The sequence below is a fragment of the Sphingomonas sp. CFBP 13728 genome (assembly GCF_014841895.1).
Taxonomy (GTDB): Bacteria; Pseudomonadota; Alphaproteobacteria; order Sphingomonadales; family Sphingomonadaceae; genus Sphingomonas.
The window spans coordinates 174,994-191,723 of record NZ_JACYUS010000003.1 but is presented as its reverse complement, the minus strand read 5'-3'; the positions used below and the strand labels follow the sequence as shown (position 1 = coordinate 191,723).

The following is a 16,730-nucleotide window of genomic DNA, read 5'->3' as shown; positions in this document are numbered from 1 at the left end:
TCGACGCGATGAATGCACCCCTGGTGAGAAGCCATGGCCGGCGTGTCGCGGTCGGCGCGGAGGCAACCGCGATCCTTTGGCTCGGCGACGACGCGCTGCTGACGCTTGGCGACGGCAGCGTGCGGCACATGGCCGATGCGGGCGAGGTTGCCGCGCATCCGGTGCACGGCGGCGCGATCCTGGCGGCGTGCCGTCATCCCGACGGACGCGGCATCGTCACCGGCGGCGACGATGGCCGGGTGTGCCGCGTCACGAAGGATGGCGATACTCTGGAGCTGGGACGGTTCGAACGGCGCTGGGTCGAGCATCTGGTCGCGAGCCCGGCATCAGGGCTGATCGTCGCCGGCGTCGGCCGCGAGGCGGTCGTCTGGAAGCGCGGCGCGACCGCACCGTCGCATCGCTATGCCACCGGATCGACGATCGGCGGGCTCGCGCTCGACGGCAAGGGCAAGAGGCTGGCCGTCGCGCATTACAACGGTGCGACGCTGTTCCATGCCTCGACCGCGGGCAGCGGACGGGTTGCGCTCGATTGGGCCGGCGCGCACCTCGCCTGCACGATGAGCGCGGACGGTCGCCATGTCGTCACCGCGTTGCAGGAGACCGGACTGCATGGCTGGCGGCTGCCCGATCTGCGCGACATGCGGATGTCGGGCTATGCGGCCAAGACGCGCAGCTTCTCGTGGGATCGGCGTGGCGCGTGGCTAGCGACGAGCGGCGACGCGTGCGCGATCCTGTGGCCGTTCGACGGCGAGGACGGCCCGATGGACAAGCCGGCGTTGCTGCTGGCCGAGCGGCGCGGCACGATCGTCACGCGCGTCGCCTTCCATCCTCGGGGCGATTTGCTGGCGGTCGGTTACGACGATGGCGTCGTCGTCCTGACCCAGACCGGCGACGATCGCCCGCTGCTGGTCGATGATGACGGTGCGGCGATCACCACGCTGTGCTGGAACGACGCGGGCACCCGGCTCGGCTGGGGCGACCGGGACGGCAGGATCGGCATCCTCGACATGGCCGCGCGCGCGTGAAGAGCCCGTGCATCGATATCTGCCGCTTCGACGGCCGGACCGGCTGGTGCGTCGCCTGCGGGCGGACTCAGGTCGAATGTCGCGGCTGGCGCAAGGCGGCGCGGCCGACCTTGCTGGGTATCCAGGCCGACCTGCCCCGGCGCCTCGCCAAGCTGGCCGCGCGGGGCATCGTTGCCGCCCACCCGGATCTGGAAGACCCATCATGATAGACTCCACGTTTGCGATGCCCACGCTGGGCCTGATGTTCGTCCTCGGGCTGCGCCACGGGCTCGATCCCGATCATGTCGCGGTGATCGACAATATCGTCTTCCGCATGGTCGAGGAGCGGCCGCGGCTGTCGCCCTGGACCGGCACGCTGTTCGCGCTCGGCCACAGTCTGGCGGTGGCGAGCGTCGCGATCGGCGTTTCGCTGTTCGCGCACTGGATCGTGGTCCCGAGCTGGGCCGCGCTGCTGGTCGATACGATGGTGATCGCGTTGCTGATCCTCGTCGGCACGCTCAATCTTGCCGCGCTGTTGCGGCATCGTGACTATGCGCCGGTCGGGTGGCGCGCGGGCCTGGTACCCCGATCGCTCCGGTCCAGCACGCACCCCGCCGCGGTCGTCGCCATCGGCATGGTGTTCGGGCTGGTGTTCGATACCGCGACGCAGGCTGCGGCCTGGGGCGCGGCGGCGACGACCCGGGGCGGGCCGGCCGCCGCCGCCGGCATCGCGCTGGCGTTCACGGTCGGCATGGTGCTCGCCGATACGCTCGACAGCCAGATCGTCAGCCGCCTGTTGCGATCGAGCCAGGGGGCAGGCCGGGGCGCGGGCAGTTCGGTGATGCGGTATCGCCGCGGAGTCGGATGGCTGATCGTCGGCCTGTCGTACGGCATGGCAATGTTCGCGGCGTTCGAGGCGGCGGGCTATGCCGTAGCCATCGACGATCGGACCTTCACCGCGATTGGCGTCGGTGCAGCGACGCTCGTCGCGCTATCGCTCGCACGGGGCGCATGGATCGCGCGCAGCATCGACCTTCGGCCCGTGTCCGGAGGTTCGGCATGACGCGCCTGCTGAGCGGACCAGGGGCGCTGATCCCCGTCTCGGTCCTGACGGGCTTCCTCGGCAGCGGCAAGACGACGGTGCTCAATCGGCTGGTGCGCGATCCGCGGATGGCGCGGGCGCTGGTCATCATCAATGAATTCGGGTCGATCGGCCTCGACCACGACCTGATCGTCCGCAGCCAGGACGACATGGTAGTCGAGATGATGGGCGGCTGTTTGTGCTGCACCATCCGCGGCGACCTGTTGCGGACGCTGCGCGAGGCCCCCTGGCGGTTCGCGCGCGACGGCAAGTGCTGGTTCGATCGCGTGGTGATCGAGACGACGGGGCTCGCCGATCCCGCACCGATCCTGCACACGCTGATGACCGACGAACGGCTGCAGACGCTGTACCGGCTCGACGGGGTCATCACCACGGTCGATGCGGCGACGGGAATGGCGACCCTCGACTCGCAGGAGGAGTCGATCAAGCAAGCCGCGGTCGCCGACCGGCTGCTGCTGACCAAGACCGATCTCGTCGATGCGGCGGAGCGGGCGACGCTGGAAGCGCGCCTGCATGCGCTCAACCCCGCGGCGCCGATCACGATATCGGTCGATGGCGCGGTCGATCCGGCGCTGCTGTTCGAGGCCGGGCTGTACGATCCGACGACCAAGAGCCACGACGTCCGTCGCTGGCTCAACGCCGAAGCCTATGCGAGCGCCGATCATGGCCATGGACATGGGCCGGGCCACGGCCACGGTCATCATCACGGCCACCATCATCACGACGTCGATCGCCACGGCGACCGGATCCGGGCCGTCTGCCTGACGTTCGACGCCCCGCTGCCGGCGCTCGCGTTCGAGCGCTGGCTGGGAATCCTGACGATGTTCAAGGGCGCCGATATCCTGCGCGTGAAGGGCATCGTCAACGTCGAGGGCGTCGATCGACCGATGGTGATCCACGGCGTCCAGCACATCTTCCACCCGCCGGTCCGGCTCGACGCATGGCCGAGCGACGATCGCCGGAGCCGGATCGTGTTCATCACGCGCGATCTCGACGAAGCCGATCTGCGCGGTACCCTGACCCTGATGACGCTCGGGCTGGAGCATTTCGGCCTGGTCGGACGGGACGGCACGATCCCGGGGCCAGGCGATGGACTGATCGCGTAAGCGACCGACGCACATCACGATCGCTGCGACGCTGGCGACGACCACAGGGGCGGGAAGACGACATGAAACGGGCAACAACGGTGCGCGCGACGATCGGATACTCATGGGCGCGCGGCGCCGCGGCCGCCACGGCGTTGTGCTGCGCGTCGACCGCAATCGCCCAGGACCGCGAGCCGGCGACAGCGCGACCCGCAACGGGTGCGGGCGAGGACATCACGGTCACCGGCTGGCGGCTGCGGCAGTTCGACGTCGCAGCGCCGACGGGAAGCCGCCTCGGCCTGTCGAACCGCGAGACGCCTGCAACGATCGACCGGATCGGCGCCGACGAGATCCTGACCCGCGGGTTTCGGACCGTCGAGGAGGCGACGGTCAGCCTGCCGGGCGTCACCTCGGGCGGTTCGCCGGGCGATCCCTCGCTGTTCTCGATGCGCGGCTTTACCGGCGAGCAGATCACGGTGCTGCACAACGGGCTGTATCTCGGGCCCGCGAACATGATCAACCGGCCGGGCAATACCTTCAACATCGCCGGCATCGACGTGCTCAAGGGGCCCGCCTCGGTGTTGTACGGGCAGGGCGCGATCGGGGGTGCGGTCAACATCATCAACAAGACCCCGGATTTCACCGCCGACAGCCTCCAGGCCCTCGTATCTTATGCGTCGTTCGATACCGCCAGCGTCGGCCTCGGCGGCAATCACCGGATCGGCGATACGCTCGCCGCCCGCGCCGACGTCAGCTATCATCGCACCGACGGCTTCGTCGATCGCGCCGGTTCCACCTCGTTCAACGCCACCGGTGCGTTGCTGTTCAAGCCGCGCGACACGCTGTCGATCGAGTTCAGCGTCGATTATCTCAAGGACAACCTGTCCACCTATTTCGGCACGCCGCTGGTCCCGGCATCGTTTGCCGCCGATCCGATCGGTGGAATCCTGTCGGCGGCCAACGGCGATGTCGTCGATCGCCGGACACGCTTCATCAATTACAACGTGTCGGAAAACCGCGCGAAGAGCTGGCAGGTGTGGCCGCGGCTCGTGATCGACTGGTCGCCTTCCGACCATCTCAGTCTGTCGAATACGGCGTATTATTTCCACGCGGACCGGCAATGGATCAATGCCGAGAACTATGTATTCGACACCACCACCAAGCTGATCGACCGCGACCGCTTCTTCGTGTTCCACAATCAGGACCTGTTCGGCGATCGGTTCAGCCTGACGCACAAGGACACGGTGTTCGGACTTGCGAACACGCTGGTCGTCGGCATCGACTACAGCCATCTCGATTTCGTCCGCAGCCGTGGCTTTCCCGACGGCGACAGCGTCGATCCGCTGAACCCCAGCCCCGGTCTTTTCGGTGCGATCGACAAGCGCGTGTCGCCGACCCGCTGGGATCAGATCGCGCTGTTCGGCGAGGATGCGCTCGATCTCACGCCGTCGCTCAAGCTGGTGACCGGCGTGCGCGCCGAACGCCTGTATCTGACGCGCGAGAATTTCAACGTCGATGGCAGCTTCAGCGCCGCGTCGAGCTTCGACCGGACCTACCGGCTGTTCAACTGGCGCGCGGGCCTCGTCTACGACGTCGCGCCGAGCGTCACCGCCTACGCCTCGTACAGTACCGGCAAGGACCCGGTCGGCGCCAACATCTTCCTGGTCAACGCCGGCCAGAATTTTCAGCTGAGCGCGTCGCGCCAGATCGAGGCAGGGCTGAAAGCCGATCTGATGAAGGGCAGGGGATCGCTCACGCTCGCGGTGTACGACATCAAGCGCGAGAATATCCTCACCCAGGTCGCGATCGACACCGTCGGCAACGTCGGCCGCCAGACGTCGCGCGGGATCGAGGTGTCGGGCGAGATGCGTGTGACGCCCGCGTGGGCGGTGATCGCGAATGGCACCTATGTCGATGCGGCCTACGGCAACTTCGTCGATCCGAACTACGGAATCGCGGCGTCGGGCAATACCCCGCCCAACGTGCCGCGGTGGGTCGGCAACATCTGGACGACGGTGCAGCACATCGCCGGACTGCCGCTGGAGGCGGGCGGGGGCGTCAAATATGTCGGCAAGCGCTATGGCAATACCGCCAACGATCTCGTGCTGAAGCCGTATGCGACGGGCATCGTCTACGCGACCTATGCCTTGACGCCGCGCTGGTCGCTGACCGGGCGGGTCAACAATGTCTGGAACACGACCTTCGTACAGTGGGCGGACATCTATTATCCCGCGCAGGTCATGCTGGGCGAGCCGCGCCGGTTCGAGGTGAGCGTGCTTGCCCGGTTCTAGGGCGAAGGCGTGGCGGGGCGAGAAGACATTGCGGCGCGAGGCGATGCGAAAGCTCGTCTGGTTCCACCGCTGGCTCGGCGTCGCCACCTGTCTGGTCTTCGCACTCTGGTTCGCGAGCGGGGCGGTCTTGCTGTTCAAGCCGTTCCCGTCGTTGTCGCATGCCGACCAACTGCGGCTGGAGTCTCCGATCGACGTTCGCGCAGTGACGATATCACCGCGTGCGGCAGCGATAGCGGCAGGACGTCCGACGGCCTTGCGCCTCGTCCAGCGCGGCGGGACGCCGGCGTACATCGCTACGACGCCGGAAGGGACGATCGCGATCGATGCGCGATCGGGGCGGCGGCTGCGCGATCTTGGTCCCGATCAGGTTGCGGCGAACTGGACTGCCCCCTTTGGCCTGACCTCGCGCGTCGCGATCGCCTACGACCAGTGGGTCGTTCACGATCGGTTCGATCCGCTTCGTCCGTTCTACCGACCGGCGGTTGCCGACGGGCGACGCACGAACCTCTATCTATCCGCGAAGACCGGCGAACTGGTGCAACGCACCAACGCCGCCGATCGCGGGTGGAACTGGGTCGGTGCGGTACTGCACTGGGCGTATTTCACGCCGCTGCGGTCGAGCTTCACGGCGTGGGACCGGACGGTCTGGATCGTGTCGTTCGTGGCGCTGCTGGTGGCGATCGCCGGTACGATCCTGGGGATCGTGCGGATGCTGGCGGCACGACGTCGGCACAGGCCGTCGCTGACCCCGTACCGCAGACGGTGGATGCGGTGGCATCATCTGCTCGGTTTGTTCGCAAGCGGATTCGTCCTGAGCTGGACGCTGAGCGGCTGGCTGTCGATGGACCATGGCCGTCTGTTCTCGCGCGGGCAGCCGACCGCCGAACAGATGAGCCGCTATGCTGGCGTCGCACTTCGCGACGTATTGCCCACGGAGGTTCCGGCTGGAGTCCCGGCAGACACCAGGCAGATCGACCTGATGGCGGTGGGCGGTCGGAGTCTGCTGGTCGGCTGGCAACCGGACGGTACGGCGCGGACCTACGATCGCGATGCGGCGATCGCTGGCGAGGATATGGTCGCGCATCTCGCTGCCGAGCGTCCGGGCACCATCGCCGGCGAACAGGCCGGTCGGCAGGGTCTCGACAGTGACGCCCGGATGTTTCGCGAGCGCGGCGGTCCCGCGGATGCGCCGTAGCACCAGCCACACAGCGGATCGAACAGATAGAGGAAGTGAGCCGTCATCGTCAGCGCCTCCGGAACGTGTAGGCGAGAAACCCAGGCGTGCCGTATGTCGCAGGAACGCAGGGGACACGAGGTTGCGGACGCGCGGGTGCCGTGCCCTCGGCATGGACGAGAGCCGGGCCGACCAGCGTGCCCGCGAGTCGACCCCATGTATCCACGAGGTCCACCGGCGGGCGATGCAATTCCAGTTCTCAGCGACCGACGAGGTCCCGACGAAGGTAAAGGCACCTTCGTCGGGGATCAGTAGAGCGGTCTCAGCTATCCGCGACCTATCACCGGTACGACGGCGTCACCGTTCAATTATCGCGTTCGGCGCGCTTGCGATCCGCCTTGCGCGCACGGCTGACGGCCGCGGCATGTTCACGCGCCCGCTTCTCGGACGGCTTCTCGTAATGCCGGCGCAGCTTCATTTCGCGATATACACCCTCACGCTGCAGCTTCTTTTTCAGGGCGCGGAGGGCTTGGTCGACGTTGTTGTCGCGGACGATGATCTGCATGGTGGTTAACTCGTGGCGGGGGGTTGTTCGAATCTCAGACGCTTTATGATCGTGAACGGACATTGCCAAGTGCTCGCGTAGTGCCGACCGACTCCTTTTGAAGGAGGGTGGGCGACGGGAACTCCCGTTCACACGGTGACGTAAGCGACCAAGATGCCATTTGCGACGGAATGGAAACAGCGTTCGATACGATCAGGCGATAGCCATTACAGGGGGTTTTGGTCGGCCGCCGATACGGAAATGGGTTGTGGAGATCATACTCCGAGCGTCGCAGTCCGGATGACGTCGGCGAGTAAGGCGTCCGGTACGCGGTCTGCGAGCACCGGCGAGCAGACGAGCAAACCGTTGGGGCAGTAGCGATCGTCGTCCCAGCCGGGGTGATCGAGGATCGGGTAGAGGCATATTCCCTCGACGGGCACGCCGAGCGATTGGGCGATCTTCACCTCGCGCAGGATCATGCGGAGCCAGGCGGGGCGGGCGCTGCCTTCGATGCCGGTTTCGGCGATGAAGATCGGGCGGCCGTAGCGTGCATAGGCGTCGGCGAGGATCGCATGGAGCGGGCGGCTGAGCGGGTGATCGTACGTCAGCGCTGGACCGCCGTGGACCCACTGGTTGTTGTGGTAGAAATTGACGCCGACGATATCGAGCAGCGCTGAGCGGCCGCCGATCTGTGGCCAAGCCTTGCCGGCGATCATGTCCCAGGCCTGGTATTGCGCTAGGCGGTGGCCTTCGGCGGCGGGGGCGTCGTGTGGGCGGGTGGGGTCGGTGATGACGTTGATGACCGGGTCGGCGTGGACGAACCTTGCGGCGGGATCGACCGCGAGGATCGCCTCCATCGCCGCAATCGACGCGCGGGCGAGTTGGACCTTGAGTTCGTAGCCGCGGCCTCGGGCGAACGGGTTGAGATAGGCTGCGTCGCCGCCGCCCCAGGCGAAGAACGAGATCTCGTTGACGGGGGCGTAGAAGCGGGTCTCGCCGGGTGCGGCCGGGCCGATATGGCGCGCGGCAGCGGCGGCAAAGGCCGCAAAGCGCGTGACGAAGGCGGGCGTCCAGATGTCGATGTCGTCGGGCCAGCCGTAATGCAGCAGGTCCCAGATGACTTCGGTGCCGATCGCCTTGGCGGCTTCCAGCTGGCGATCTAGGCTGGACCAGTCGTAGCGGCCGGGTTCGCGCTCGATCAGATGCCAGCGCAGGCCGTCGCGGACCGTCAGGATGCCGAGCTTGGCGAGTTCGCTGTAATCATGCGCGGCGAGGATGTCGTGGTGGCTGGCGGCGATGACGTCGACGCGCTTGCGATCGTGCGCGCGGCGGTGCGTCGAGGATTCGAAGCCGCCTTGCAGGAAGCTTCGGAAGAGCCCGGTGGGGCGGGGTAGCTGCGGCCGGTCGGACAGCACTTCCACCAACAGGTCTTCCCAGCGGGGGACGACGGCGGCGACGGCGTACTCATTGTCGACCTTGGCGCGGAGGGCGGTGCCGAGGCGGTTTCGAAGTGCGGCGTCTTCGAGCAGTTTCGTGATCGCGGCGGCAACTGCGGATGGGTCTTCGTGGGGCACGAACAGGCCGCTGACCCCGTCGACGATCTGTTGTTCGGAGCCGTTGTCGCGCGTTGCGATGACGGGGAGGCGTGCGGCGCCGGCTTCGGCGATGACGTGCGGCATGCCTTCGCCGCGCGACAGCCAGACGAAGATGTCGAGCGCGGCAAGCAGGTCGGGCACGTCGTCGCGGTCGCCGAGGAAGGTTAGTGCGCCGTCCAGGCCGAGGGCTTGCGCGCGGTTACGGAGCGCGGCGGCGTATTCGGGGATAAAGGCGTCGGGTCCGCCGATTACCACGAAGCGCGCGCGGGGGTGGCGGGCGTGGACGAGCGCGGCGGCTTCGATGAAATCCTCGACGCGCTTTTTCGGGTCGAGCCGGCCTAGCCAGCCGATCAGTGGTACGTCTTCGGCGATGCCGAGTGCCGCCCGCACGGGGGTGCGACGCGCAGGGTCGAAGGCGCGCGTGTCGACCATCGACGGGATCTCGACGGCGTGGTGTTCGCGGCCGGGCAGGCGGCTCGCGGCGGCGTCGCGGATCGAGGCGCAGACGCCGACGTAGCGCGCGGTGAAATGCTTGGGGCCGGCGAGCGCTTCGGAGACGAGGCCGCCATGTTCGATCAACGGCGGGCGGAGGTGCATGCGTTCGAGCGCGGGGTAGATGTCCGCGACGTTCTGGCATGAGACGACGACGTCGTACGCAGGCAGCTTGCTCGCGAGGTAGGCGACGGTCTCGTCGAAGCCGAGCGCGTAGGGCGTGCGGTCGACGGGCACGCCGATCGCTTCCAATTGCGCGTGCGTCTGCTCGGGCATGCCGTCTTTTCGGAAGCACGCGACGACCTCGATCCGGTAGCGCGTCGGATCGAGCGCCTGGGCGAGCAGGCGCACCTCCGTCTCCTCGCCGCCGACGACGAGCCAGGCGAAGACGAACAGGATGCGGATCGGGCGGGCGTCGGCAGTGAGTGCGGTACTCAATCGCCGACCTTGAAGACGATCTGGAGGAATTCGGGTCGCTCGCCGACCAGCCGCGCGATGAAGGCTGGGGCGTCGTCGTAGGGCACGACGTGCGTGATGAGCTGCGCCCGGATCTCGGGGCCGCGGGCGAGCAACAGCTTCACCGTTTCGTTGGCAAGGCGGCGGCGGTCCCACTGGAAACCGAGCCCGCGGGGGACGCGGTTGATCTGGGCGCAGCGGAGGTTGAGGCCGTTGTGGTGAAATTCCTCGCCGAGCCGCAGCCGGTCGGCGCCGCCCTGATAGAAGGCGAGGTCGATCACCGTGCCCTGCGGCCTCAGTGCGCGCATCGCGGCGTGGAGGCTGGCGGCTTCGGCGCGGGTCTGGAACACGACGTCCGCGCCGCGATCATCGCCGCCGTGGAGCCAGCGTGCCTTGGCGTAGGCCCAGGCCTGGTCCTCGGTCATCGCGGTGATGCCGAGGCATTCGGCGCGCAGGCGGCGGAAGGGGGACGGGTCGGCGATCACGACTTCGCTGGCACCGGCGGCTTGTGCGAACAGCGCGGTCAGCATGCCGACGATGCCCGCGCCGATCACCAAAGCGGGGCGACCGCGGATGCCGTCGCCGAGGTTGACGACGTTGGGGCCGAGCAGTTCTGCGTCTGCGTGGAGAATGCCGTTGGCGGCGATCGGACCCATCTGGCCGATATAGATGCCAAGGATCGGATCGAGTTCGGGCGGGAGCTTGGTCAGCAGGTCGTTGAACGGGTCCGCGGTGTGGCCGGTCTTGTGCCCGAACACGGTGCCGACGACGTCGCCGTTCGCGAAATCGTCGACCCGGCTGTCGCTGACGCGCGCGCATTCCATGTAGCCGAGGAACGGCACGGGATAGTGCGCGCTGGGCTCGCCGGGGACGAAGACGCCGCGCCCTGCGTCCCAGCGGGAGTGGAGATACGGGTTGCTGTTCTTGACGAAGGTGAGCTCGGTCCCGGCGGAAAACCCGGTGTAGAGCAGGTCGAGCCGGACCTGGCCGTCGCCCGGGGGCGCCTCGTCATAGCCGAAGAAATACGCCTGGCCGGGACGTTCGACGCCGAGCGAGCGGACGTGGCGCCACTCAGACATGGATCACCTCCCGCTCGCGGACGTCGATCGCGCGGCCTTCGACGGCGGAGCGTTCGATCGCCAGCGCGAGGCGGAGCGTTTCGAGCGCGGCGGGGTAGGGGCAGCGGATGCGGTTTTCGCCCCCGCGGACCGCGTCGATGAAGTCGCGATCCTCGAGCACGACCGGATCGCTGCCGGTGCCGCGGACCGGGCGGCCGCGGCCGATGTCGATCATCACGTCGCGGTCGGTCAGTTCGATCGCGAGGCCTTCGCCGAACAGATGCAGGCCGACGCGGTGATTCCAGTTCAGCAGGCAGGTGGACGCGAAATTGGCGATCGCGCCGCTGGCGAAGGTGAGCATCGCGGTGCTCGTCGTCGCGACGTCGAGGCCGGGGAAGGCGGCGCGGTCGACATGGCCCGACTGGCCGTAGACGCGGACTACGTCGCCGACGAGATAGCGCGCGAGATCGACGAGATGCGTCGTCTGTTCGAGCATCTGGCCGCCCGATGCGTCCTTCTTCCACCACCAGCGCGGCGGCGGGGTGGAGTCTAGCCAATAGCCGGACAATAGGCGGGCGGGGGTCGCGGAAAGCAGCGCCTTCACTTCGTCCACCGTGTCGAGATAGCGCCAGTGATAGCCGACCGCGGTGACGAGGCCGAGCCGGTCGACTGCCGCTGCGACGTCCTCCGCGGTGCCGAGATTTAGCGCGACGGGCTTCTCGACGAAGAACGGGAGTTTGTGCTCGATGGCGAGGCGTTCGGGTTCGCCGTGCGCGAACGGCGGCACGCAGATGTAGAGCGCGTCGAGCTCGACCGCGGCTAGCATTGCGGCGGCATCGTCGAACGCGCGCGCGCCGAAGCGGGCGGCCGCCTCGGTCGCGCGGGCCATGTCGACATCGGCGACCGCGACGATCGCGACGTCGTCGAACTGCTCCAGCACGCCGAAATGGCGATTGGCGATGCCGCCTGCGCCGATGAACCCGATCCGTGTCCGCTCCACGCCGTCTCCCTTTGTGTTTTGGTCTTGCACGGCGGCGTAGACCGCGCGCGTGTCGGCGATCATGCGATCGGCCGAGAATAGGTCTTGCTGGCGTTCGATCGACGCGCTGGCCATTATTTTCAGGCTGTCGCGGTCAGCGAGCAGCGTGACGATCGCATCGGCGAAACTGGCCGGGTCTGCGGCGGTCAGGCAACCGGTGACGCCGTCCTCGATCGCTTCGGCATTGCCGGGTGCGACGGTGGCGACGACGGGGAGACCCGCGGCCATCGCTTCGAGCGCAACCAGCGGCAGGCCTTCGAACGCGGAGGGCAGGACGAGCAGGTCTGCGAGCGTCATCAGGTCGGCGACGTCGTTGCGCGTGCCGAGCATGCGGACGGTGCCGGCCAGATCCTTTGCTGCAATCGCGCGCGCGGTCTGGGTGAGGAGGGGGCCTTCGCCGACGAGCAGCACGATCACGTCGGGATGCGCGGCGCGGATCGCCGGCAACGCATTGAGCAGGAGCGCATGGCCTTTTTGCTCGGCGAAGCGTGCTACCATGAGCAGGACGGGGGCATTGCCGACGCCCCATTCGCTGCGGAGGGCGTCGCGCGAGCGCGAGGGTTTGTGCGCGCCGACGCCGTTGTGGATCGTCGCGACGAGCGCGGGATCAATGCCCGCGGCACGATAGCTGTCGCTGACCGCATCCGAGACGCAGATCAGTCCTGCCAGCGCCGTTGCCGTATCACGGTGCTCGTCGCGCTGCGCCGCGTCGGTCAACAGGTAGGGCAGATGCTCGGTACGGACGACTGGTACGCCAGCGGCATGCGCGGCACGGACCGCGGCATGGCCTTCCCAGCCGATCCCAGCATGAACGTGGACGATATCCGGGGCCGATCGCTGCATCCAGCGTGCGAGGTTGGCATCGTCGTCGAGCGCTTTCACCGCATAACCCCTGGCGGCCGCGTGTTCGAGCAGGCCCGTGCCGAGCCGCGCGGCGACGACGATCTCGTCTCCGTCCAATCCTCCGGCGAGCGTCATCATGTGCGCGCCGACGCCGGATGGGGCGAGGCTGTCGGTCAGCAGGCAGATGCGGGTCATTCGGCGGCCATCACGGGGGTCTCGAGGACCGCGGACTTGGCGACCATGCGGCGATAAGTGGCGAGCGCCTGTCCGACGACCTGGTCCATATTGTAGTAGCGATACGTCGCGAGCCGGCCGACGAAGGTCACGCCTTCCTCCGCATCGGCGAGCGCCTCGTAGCGTTTGAACAGCGCCTGGTTTTCGGGGCGGGGGATCGGGTAATAGGGGTCGCCCTCCGCGCTCGGAAATTCGTAGCTGATGCTGGTCTTTGCGTGGAGTTGGCCGGTGAGGTGCTTGTATTCGGTGATGCGCGTCTGCGGCACGGCTTCGTCGGGATAGTTGACGACCGCGACCGGCTGGAACTGCGCGACGTCGTGCGTCTCGTGGCGGAACTGGAGGCTGCGATACGGCAGCTTGCCGAAGCGGAAGTCGAAATATTCGTCGATCGGGCCGGTGAAGACGATGTGGTCGACGTCGATGCGGTCGATCACGTCGCGGTATTCGACGCCGAGATCGAGCGTGATGCCGGGGTGGTCGAGCATCGCCTCGAACATCCGGGTGTAGCCGTTGGCCGGCATGGCCTGGAACTTGTCGGTGAAATAGCGGTCGTCGGTCGAGGTGCGGGTCGGCACGCGCGCGGTGACGGCGCGGTCGAGTTCGGACGGATCGAGGCCCCATTGCTTCCGAGTGTAGCCGCGGAAGAACGTCTCGTAGAGATCGCGGCCGACCGCGGCGACGACCACGTCTTCGGAGGTGCGGATGTCCTCGACCGATTCCGCGCGGCTGGCGAGGAAGGCGGCGGCTTCCGCGTCGTTCTCGAGCGAGAGGCCGTAGAGGTCGTTGAGCGTGGTGCGGTTGATCGGCATCGGCACGAGCTTGTCGTCGACGTTTGCCAGCACTCTGTGTTCGTAGGGGCGCCACTCGGTGAAGCGCGAGAGGTAGTCGAACACGTCGGCGGAATTGGTGTGGAAGATGTGCGGGCCGTAGCGGTGGATCAGCACGCCCGCCGCGTCGTGTTCGTCATACGCGTTGCCGCCGATGTGCGGGCGGCGGTCGACGACGAGGACGCGCTGGCCGCTGTCGCTGGCCAGGCGTTCGGCGAGGACCGCACCGGCGAACCCTGCGCCGACGATCAGCGTGTCGTAGCGTTCGCGTTTCGGGGCGGGAGCGTATTTTTTACCGTTTAAGATGCGGTCAATCTCGGTTGCCATGGCGGTTTGCGTGCGGTCCCAGGATTGCGTGGCGAGCAGGCTGTCGGCTTCGTCTCGCCATGCGCCTTCGCGGGGGAGGGCAAGGGCGGCCTCGCAGGCGGTGACGAACGTGGGAGCGTCGGACGCGATCGCGACCGCCGCTGCGTCGCCGTAATGGCGGATCACGTCGACGATCGGGGTCGAGACGACGGGCAGGCCGCCGGCGAGATATTCGGGCGTCTTGGTCGGGCTGATGAAGCGCGTCGCGGCGTTGATCGCGAACGGCATCAGCGCGACGTTCCAGCCGGAAAGGTATGCCGGGAGTTCGTTGTAACCGCGTCCGCCGAGCCAGTGGATGTTGGCGCGGCGCGGCAGGTGCGCGGGGTCGATCTTCACGACCGGGCCGATCATGATGAATGACCAGTCGGGTCGCTGAGCGGCGACCGCGTCGAGCAGCGCGAGGTCGATGCGCTCGTCGATTACGCCGAAGAAGCCGAGCTTCGGGCCGGGGATATGGCGCTGGTCTTCGGGTTCGTTGTTGCCGGCGCGGGCTTGCGCGAAGTGCGCAACGTCGACGGCGGAGGGGAAGGCGTGGACGTCGCGGTGGCGGTCGCGCTTGGCTTCGTAGAGACTGTAGCCGCCGGTGAAGACAAGGTCGGCGCGCGCGAGCAGCCGCGTTTCGCGATCGAGCAGGGCGGGGTCGGCGAAGCGGAACGCGGACAGTTCGTCCATGCAATCGTAGACGACCGCGGCGGCGTCGAGATGCTCGGCGAAGGGGAGCATCATCGGGGTGTAGAACCAGAGGACGGGCTCGGCGCGAATGCTCGTCGCGACCAGCATGTCGAGGAGTTGCCGCAAGCCCGCCTCGACCTGCTCGGCGTTCCACCAATGCGGCAACCGCGGGCGCAGCGCGATTACATTGTCGGCGGGAAACGGGTGATGTTCGAGGAACGGCAGCGGGTGGTCGCAGGGGATGTGTTCTTCCCAAACGAACACGCTGTGATTCTGCGCGAACCGCTTCATCAGATGCTGCGGGCGCTGCGTGACGAAATCCCAGCGCAGGTGCGAGAAGCAGATCAGCGGCGGCGGGGCGGCATCGTCGGACTTCGAGGGCGTGAGAATAGGTCCGATACCGTGCACGCTCTTCCAATCCGCAAATCCGCGGTTATCCGCGTTGTCGATCGAACCTAAGCCCACACCTCAAACCTGACTATGTAAATGTCATTGCTTTGCATCATGTATTTGCTGGATAATTGCCCTCAAACGCACAACGCTATGCTGCCAAGTCCAACGTTCCAACACGGCTTGGCGGGGCCGGAATTCTTCGTAGGTTTCGCGCATTGTAAGAATTGCATCGGCAAACCCGTTCGTCGAAGCCGTCATGCCGGTCTCGGGCAGGATGAACTGCAATCCGCAGCGTAATGCCGCATTGGCGAGTACGGGCAGGCCGGCGAGCATGTATTCGGTGAGGATCGCGGGCGCGCCGTCGTCGATGCCGCAGACGACGCCGAACCTGGCGCGGTTCATCAGGCGGTTGACCTCTTCGATAGGCACGCCTGGTGGCCCGACGAACTCGATCGAGAGGTTCTGCTCTTGCGCGCGGCGGCGGAGTGCGTCGGCATCCTCGCCGTATCCGAACACGCAGAGCGCGCGGACGTCGCGCGGCAGTGGCGCGAGGGCATCGAACAGGATGTCGTGGCGCTTGTACGGCTGCGCGGCGGCGACGTAGATCAGGTCGACGTCCTTGGGCGTGCCGAGCGGACGGAACTGGTCGATCGCGGCGAACTCAGGCCCGACCGGCAGGATCGCGGTGCGCATGCCGGGGTGGCGCGCCTCGACTTCGTCCGACTGCCACTGCGCGCCGGTGATGACGAGATCGAAATGCTCGCTGACTTCTGGCGGTACGCGTAGCGAGGGCGCGTCGATCGAATTGTAGAGGATGATGCTGTTCGCACACAGCGCTAGCAGGTCGGGCGCGACGCCCAAACCGAACACGACGAGGATATGCGGCGCGCCGAACGCTTCGACGAACGCATTCATCTGCGACGAGGCAAAGGGGGCATGCTCGTTTTCAATCCGGAAGGCGCGGCGCGCCAGAACGGCGTTGTCCCTGCGGAATGGAGGCTCGTCCTCGCCGCGCCAATGATGCCAGATCTCGGCCTGATCGACGATGCCAGCGGCGATCAGCGCGAGTGGCAGCCGCTCCAGATACCCGCCCGTCACGTCAACGGGCGCGAGATCGCCGATCCACGGCTGGCTTTTCGGATTGGTCGCGTGTGCTGGCAGCAGGGTAGATGACGGGCGATCGTGTCCAGGATGTTGGCCATCGACCCAGTCGCTGATGACGACGACCGATCGCCGAGCCGTCAACGGTGCCGCCATCTGTGACCTCCCCTTTGCCGACGGTATCCGCACCGTCGTTCACCTGATCCGAGTACGCGATGATAGCGGGTTGGATCAGGGCTGGGAACGCACCGAACGTCGCAAGGCACTCTGGCGACGTCACAATCAGTCCCTGGCGCTGCCGGGCTTGGCCATCTTCCGACGCCGTTCGGCGAGAACGCCTTGGACCTTTGTCAGCCAGCCCGACAAGGATCGCTGTCGAGGGCGGTAGCTGGAGACAGGGTAACGATCGAAGTTCATGCCATCGTCACGACAATTATAACGAGTAATGGCGGAC

Annotated in this window: 12 protein-coding genes; 6 read left to right on the top strand and 6 right to left on the bottom strand. The window is 67.0% G+C overall.

Annotation, left to right across the window (positions count from 1 at the left end):
- Positions 1–8 precede the first annotated feature (8 nt).
- The 6 genes from IFT67_RS13820 to IFT67_RS13795 all read left to right on the top strand — a co-directional run bounded on the left by IFT67_RS13820 (position 9) and on the right by IFT67_RS13795 (position 6,677).
- The gene (locus tag IFT67_RS13820; protein WP_244647394.1) at positions 9–1,025 is read left to right on the top strand and encodes a WD40 repeat domain-containing protein; all 1,017 of its coding nucleotides are present in this window, start codon (positions 9–11) and stop codon (positions 1,023–1,025) included.
- Positions 1,022–1,231 carry a DUF1289 domain-containing protein gene (locus IFT67_RS13815; protein WP_107963680.1) on the top strand — a complete coding sequence of 70 codons (210 nt, stop codon included), beginning with the start codon at positions 1,022–1,024 and terminating at the stop codon, positions 1,229–1,231. Before IFT67_RS13820 ends, IFT67_RS13815 begins: the two co-directional genes overlap by 4 nt.
- Positions 1,228–2,067: a HoxN/HupN/NixA family nickel/cobalt transporter gene (locus IFT67_RS13810; RefSeq protein ID WP_244647393.1), complete on the top strand. Its 840-nt coding sequence runs from the start codon at positions 1,228–1,230 to the stop codon at positions 2,065–2,067. Before IFT67_RS13815 ends, IFT67_RS13810 begins: the two co-directional genes overlap by 4 nt.
- A complete protein-coding gene (locus IFT67_RS13805; protein ID WP_192238816.1) occupies positions 2,064–3,212 on the top strand; it encodes a CobW family GTP-binding protein in 1,149 nt (382 codons plus the stop codon). Before IFT67_RS13810 ends, IFT67_RS13805 begins: the two co-directional genes overlap by 4 nt.
- A gap of 62 nt (positions 3,213–3,274) precedes the next feature.
- Entirely contained in the window at positions 3,275–5,482 is a 2,208-nt protein-coding gene (locus tag IFT67_RS13800) for a TonB-dependent receptor (RefSeq protein WP_192238815.1), read from the top strand.
- Positions 5,483–5,525: 43 nt separating this feature from the next.
- Positions 5,526–6,677, top strand: a complete 1,152-nt coding sequence (locus tag IFT67_RS13795; protein ID WP_192238814.1) for a PepSY domain-containing protein — start codon at positions 5,526–5,528, stop codon at positions 6,675–6,677.
- A 343-nt stretch (positions 6,678–7,020) separates the two neighbouring features.
- Here the strand turns inward: IFT67_RS13795 and rpsU are convergent, their stop codons facing one another.
- From rpsU to IFT67_RS13770, 6 genes are all read right to left on the bottom strand, one after another.
- Positions 7,021–7,221: a 30S ribosomal protein S21 gene (gene rpsU / locus IFT67_RS13790; protein ID WP_031393196.1), complete on the bottom strand. Its 201-nt coding sequence runs from the start codon at positions 7,219–7,221 to the stop codon at positions 7,021–7,023.
- 254 nt (positions 7,222–7,475) lie between these two features.
- Positions 7,476–9,725 (bottom strand): glycosyltransferase family 4 protein, encoded by a 2,250-nt coding sequence (locus IFT67_RS13785; protein WP_192238813.1) that lies wholly within the window; start codon positions 9,723–9,725, stop codon positions 7,476–7,478.
- Positions 9,722–10,822: a zinc-dependent alcohol dehydrogenase gene (locus tag IFT67_RS20415; RefSeq protein WP_197983075.1), complete on the bottom strand. Its 1,101-nt coding sequence runs from the start codon at positions 10,820–10,822 to the stop codon at positions 9,722–9,724. The genes IFT67_RS13785 and IFT67_RS20415 overlap by 4 nt, the downstream gene beginning before the upstream one ends.
- Positions 10,815–12,878: a glycosyltransferase gene (locus IFT67_RS20410; RefSeq protein WP_197983074.1), complete on the bottom strand. Its 2,064-nt coding sequence runs from the start codon at positions 12,876–12,878 to the stop codon at positions 10,815–10,817. The genes IFT67_RS20415 and IFT67_RS20410 overlap by 8 nt, the downstream gene beginning before the upstream one ends.
- Positions 12,875–15,190, bottom strand: coding sequence for a UDP-galactopyranose mutase (gene glf, locus IFT67_RS13775; RefSeq protein ID WP_342450620.1), 2,316 nt, complete (start codon positions 15,188–15,190; stop codon positions 12,875–12,877). The genes IFT67_RS20410 and glf overlap by 4 nt, the downstream gene beginning before the upstream one ends.
- Positions 15,191–15,271: 81 nt before the next feature.
- Complete coding sequence (locus tag IFT67_RS13770; protein WP_192238812.1) at positions 15,272–16,432, bottom strand: glycosyltransferase family 4 protein; 1,161 nt, start codon at positions 16,430–16,432, stop codon at positions 15,272–15,274.
- Positions 16,433–16,730 lie beyond the last annotated feature (298 nt).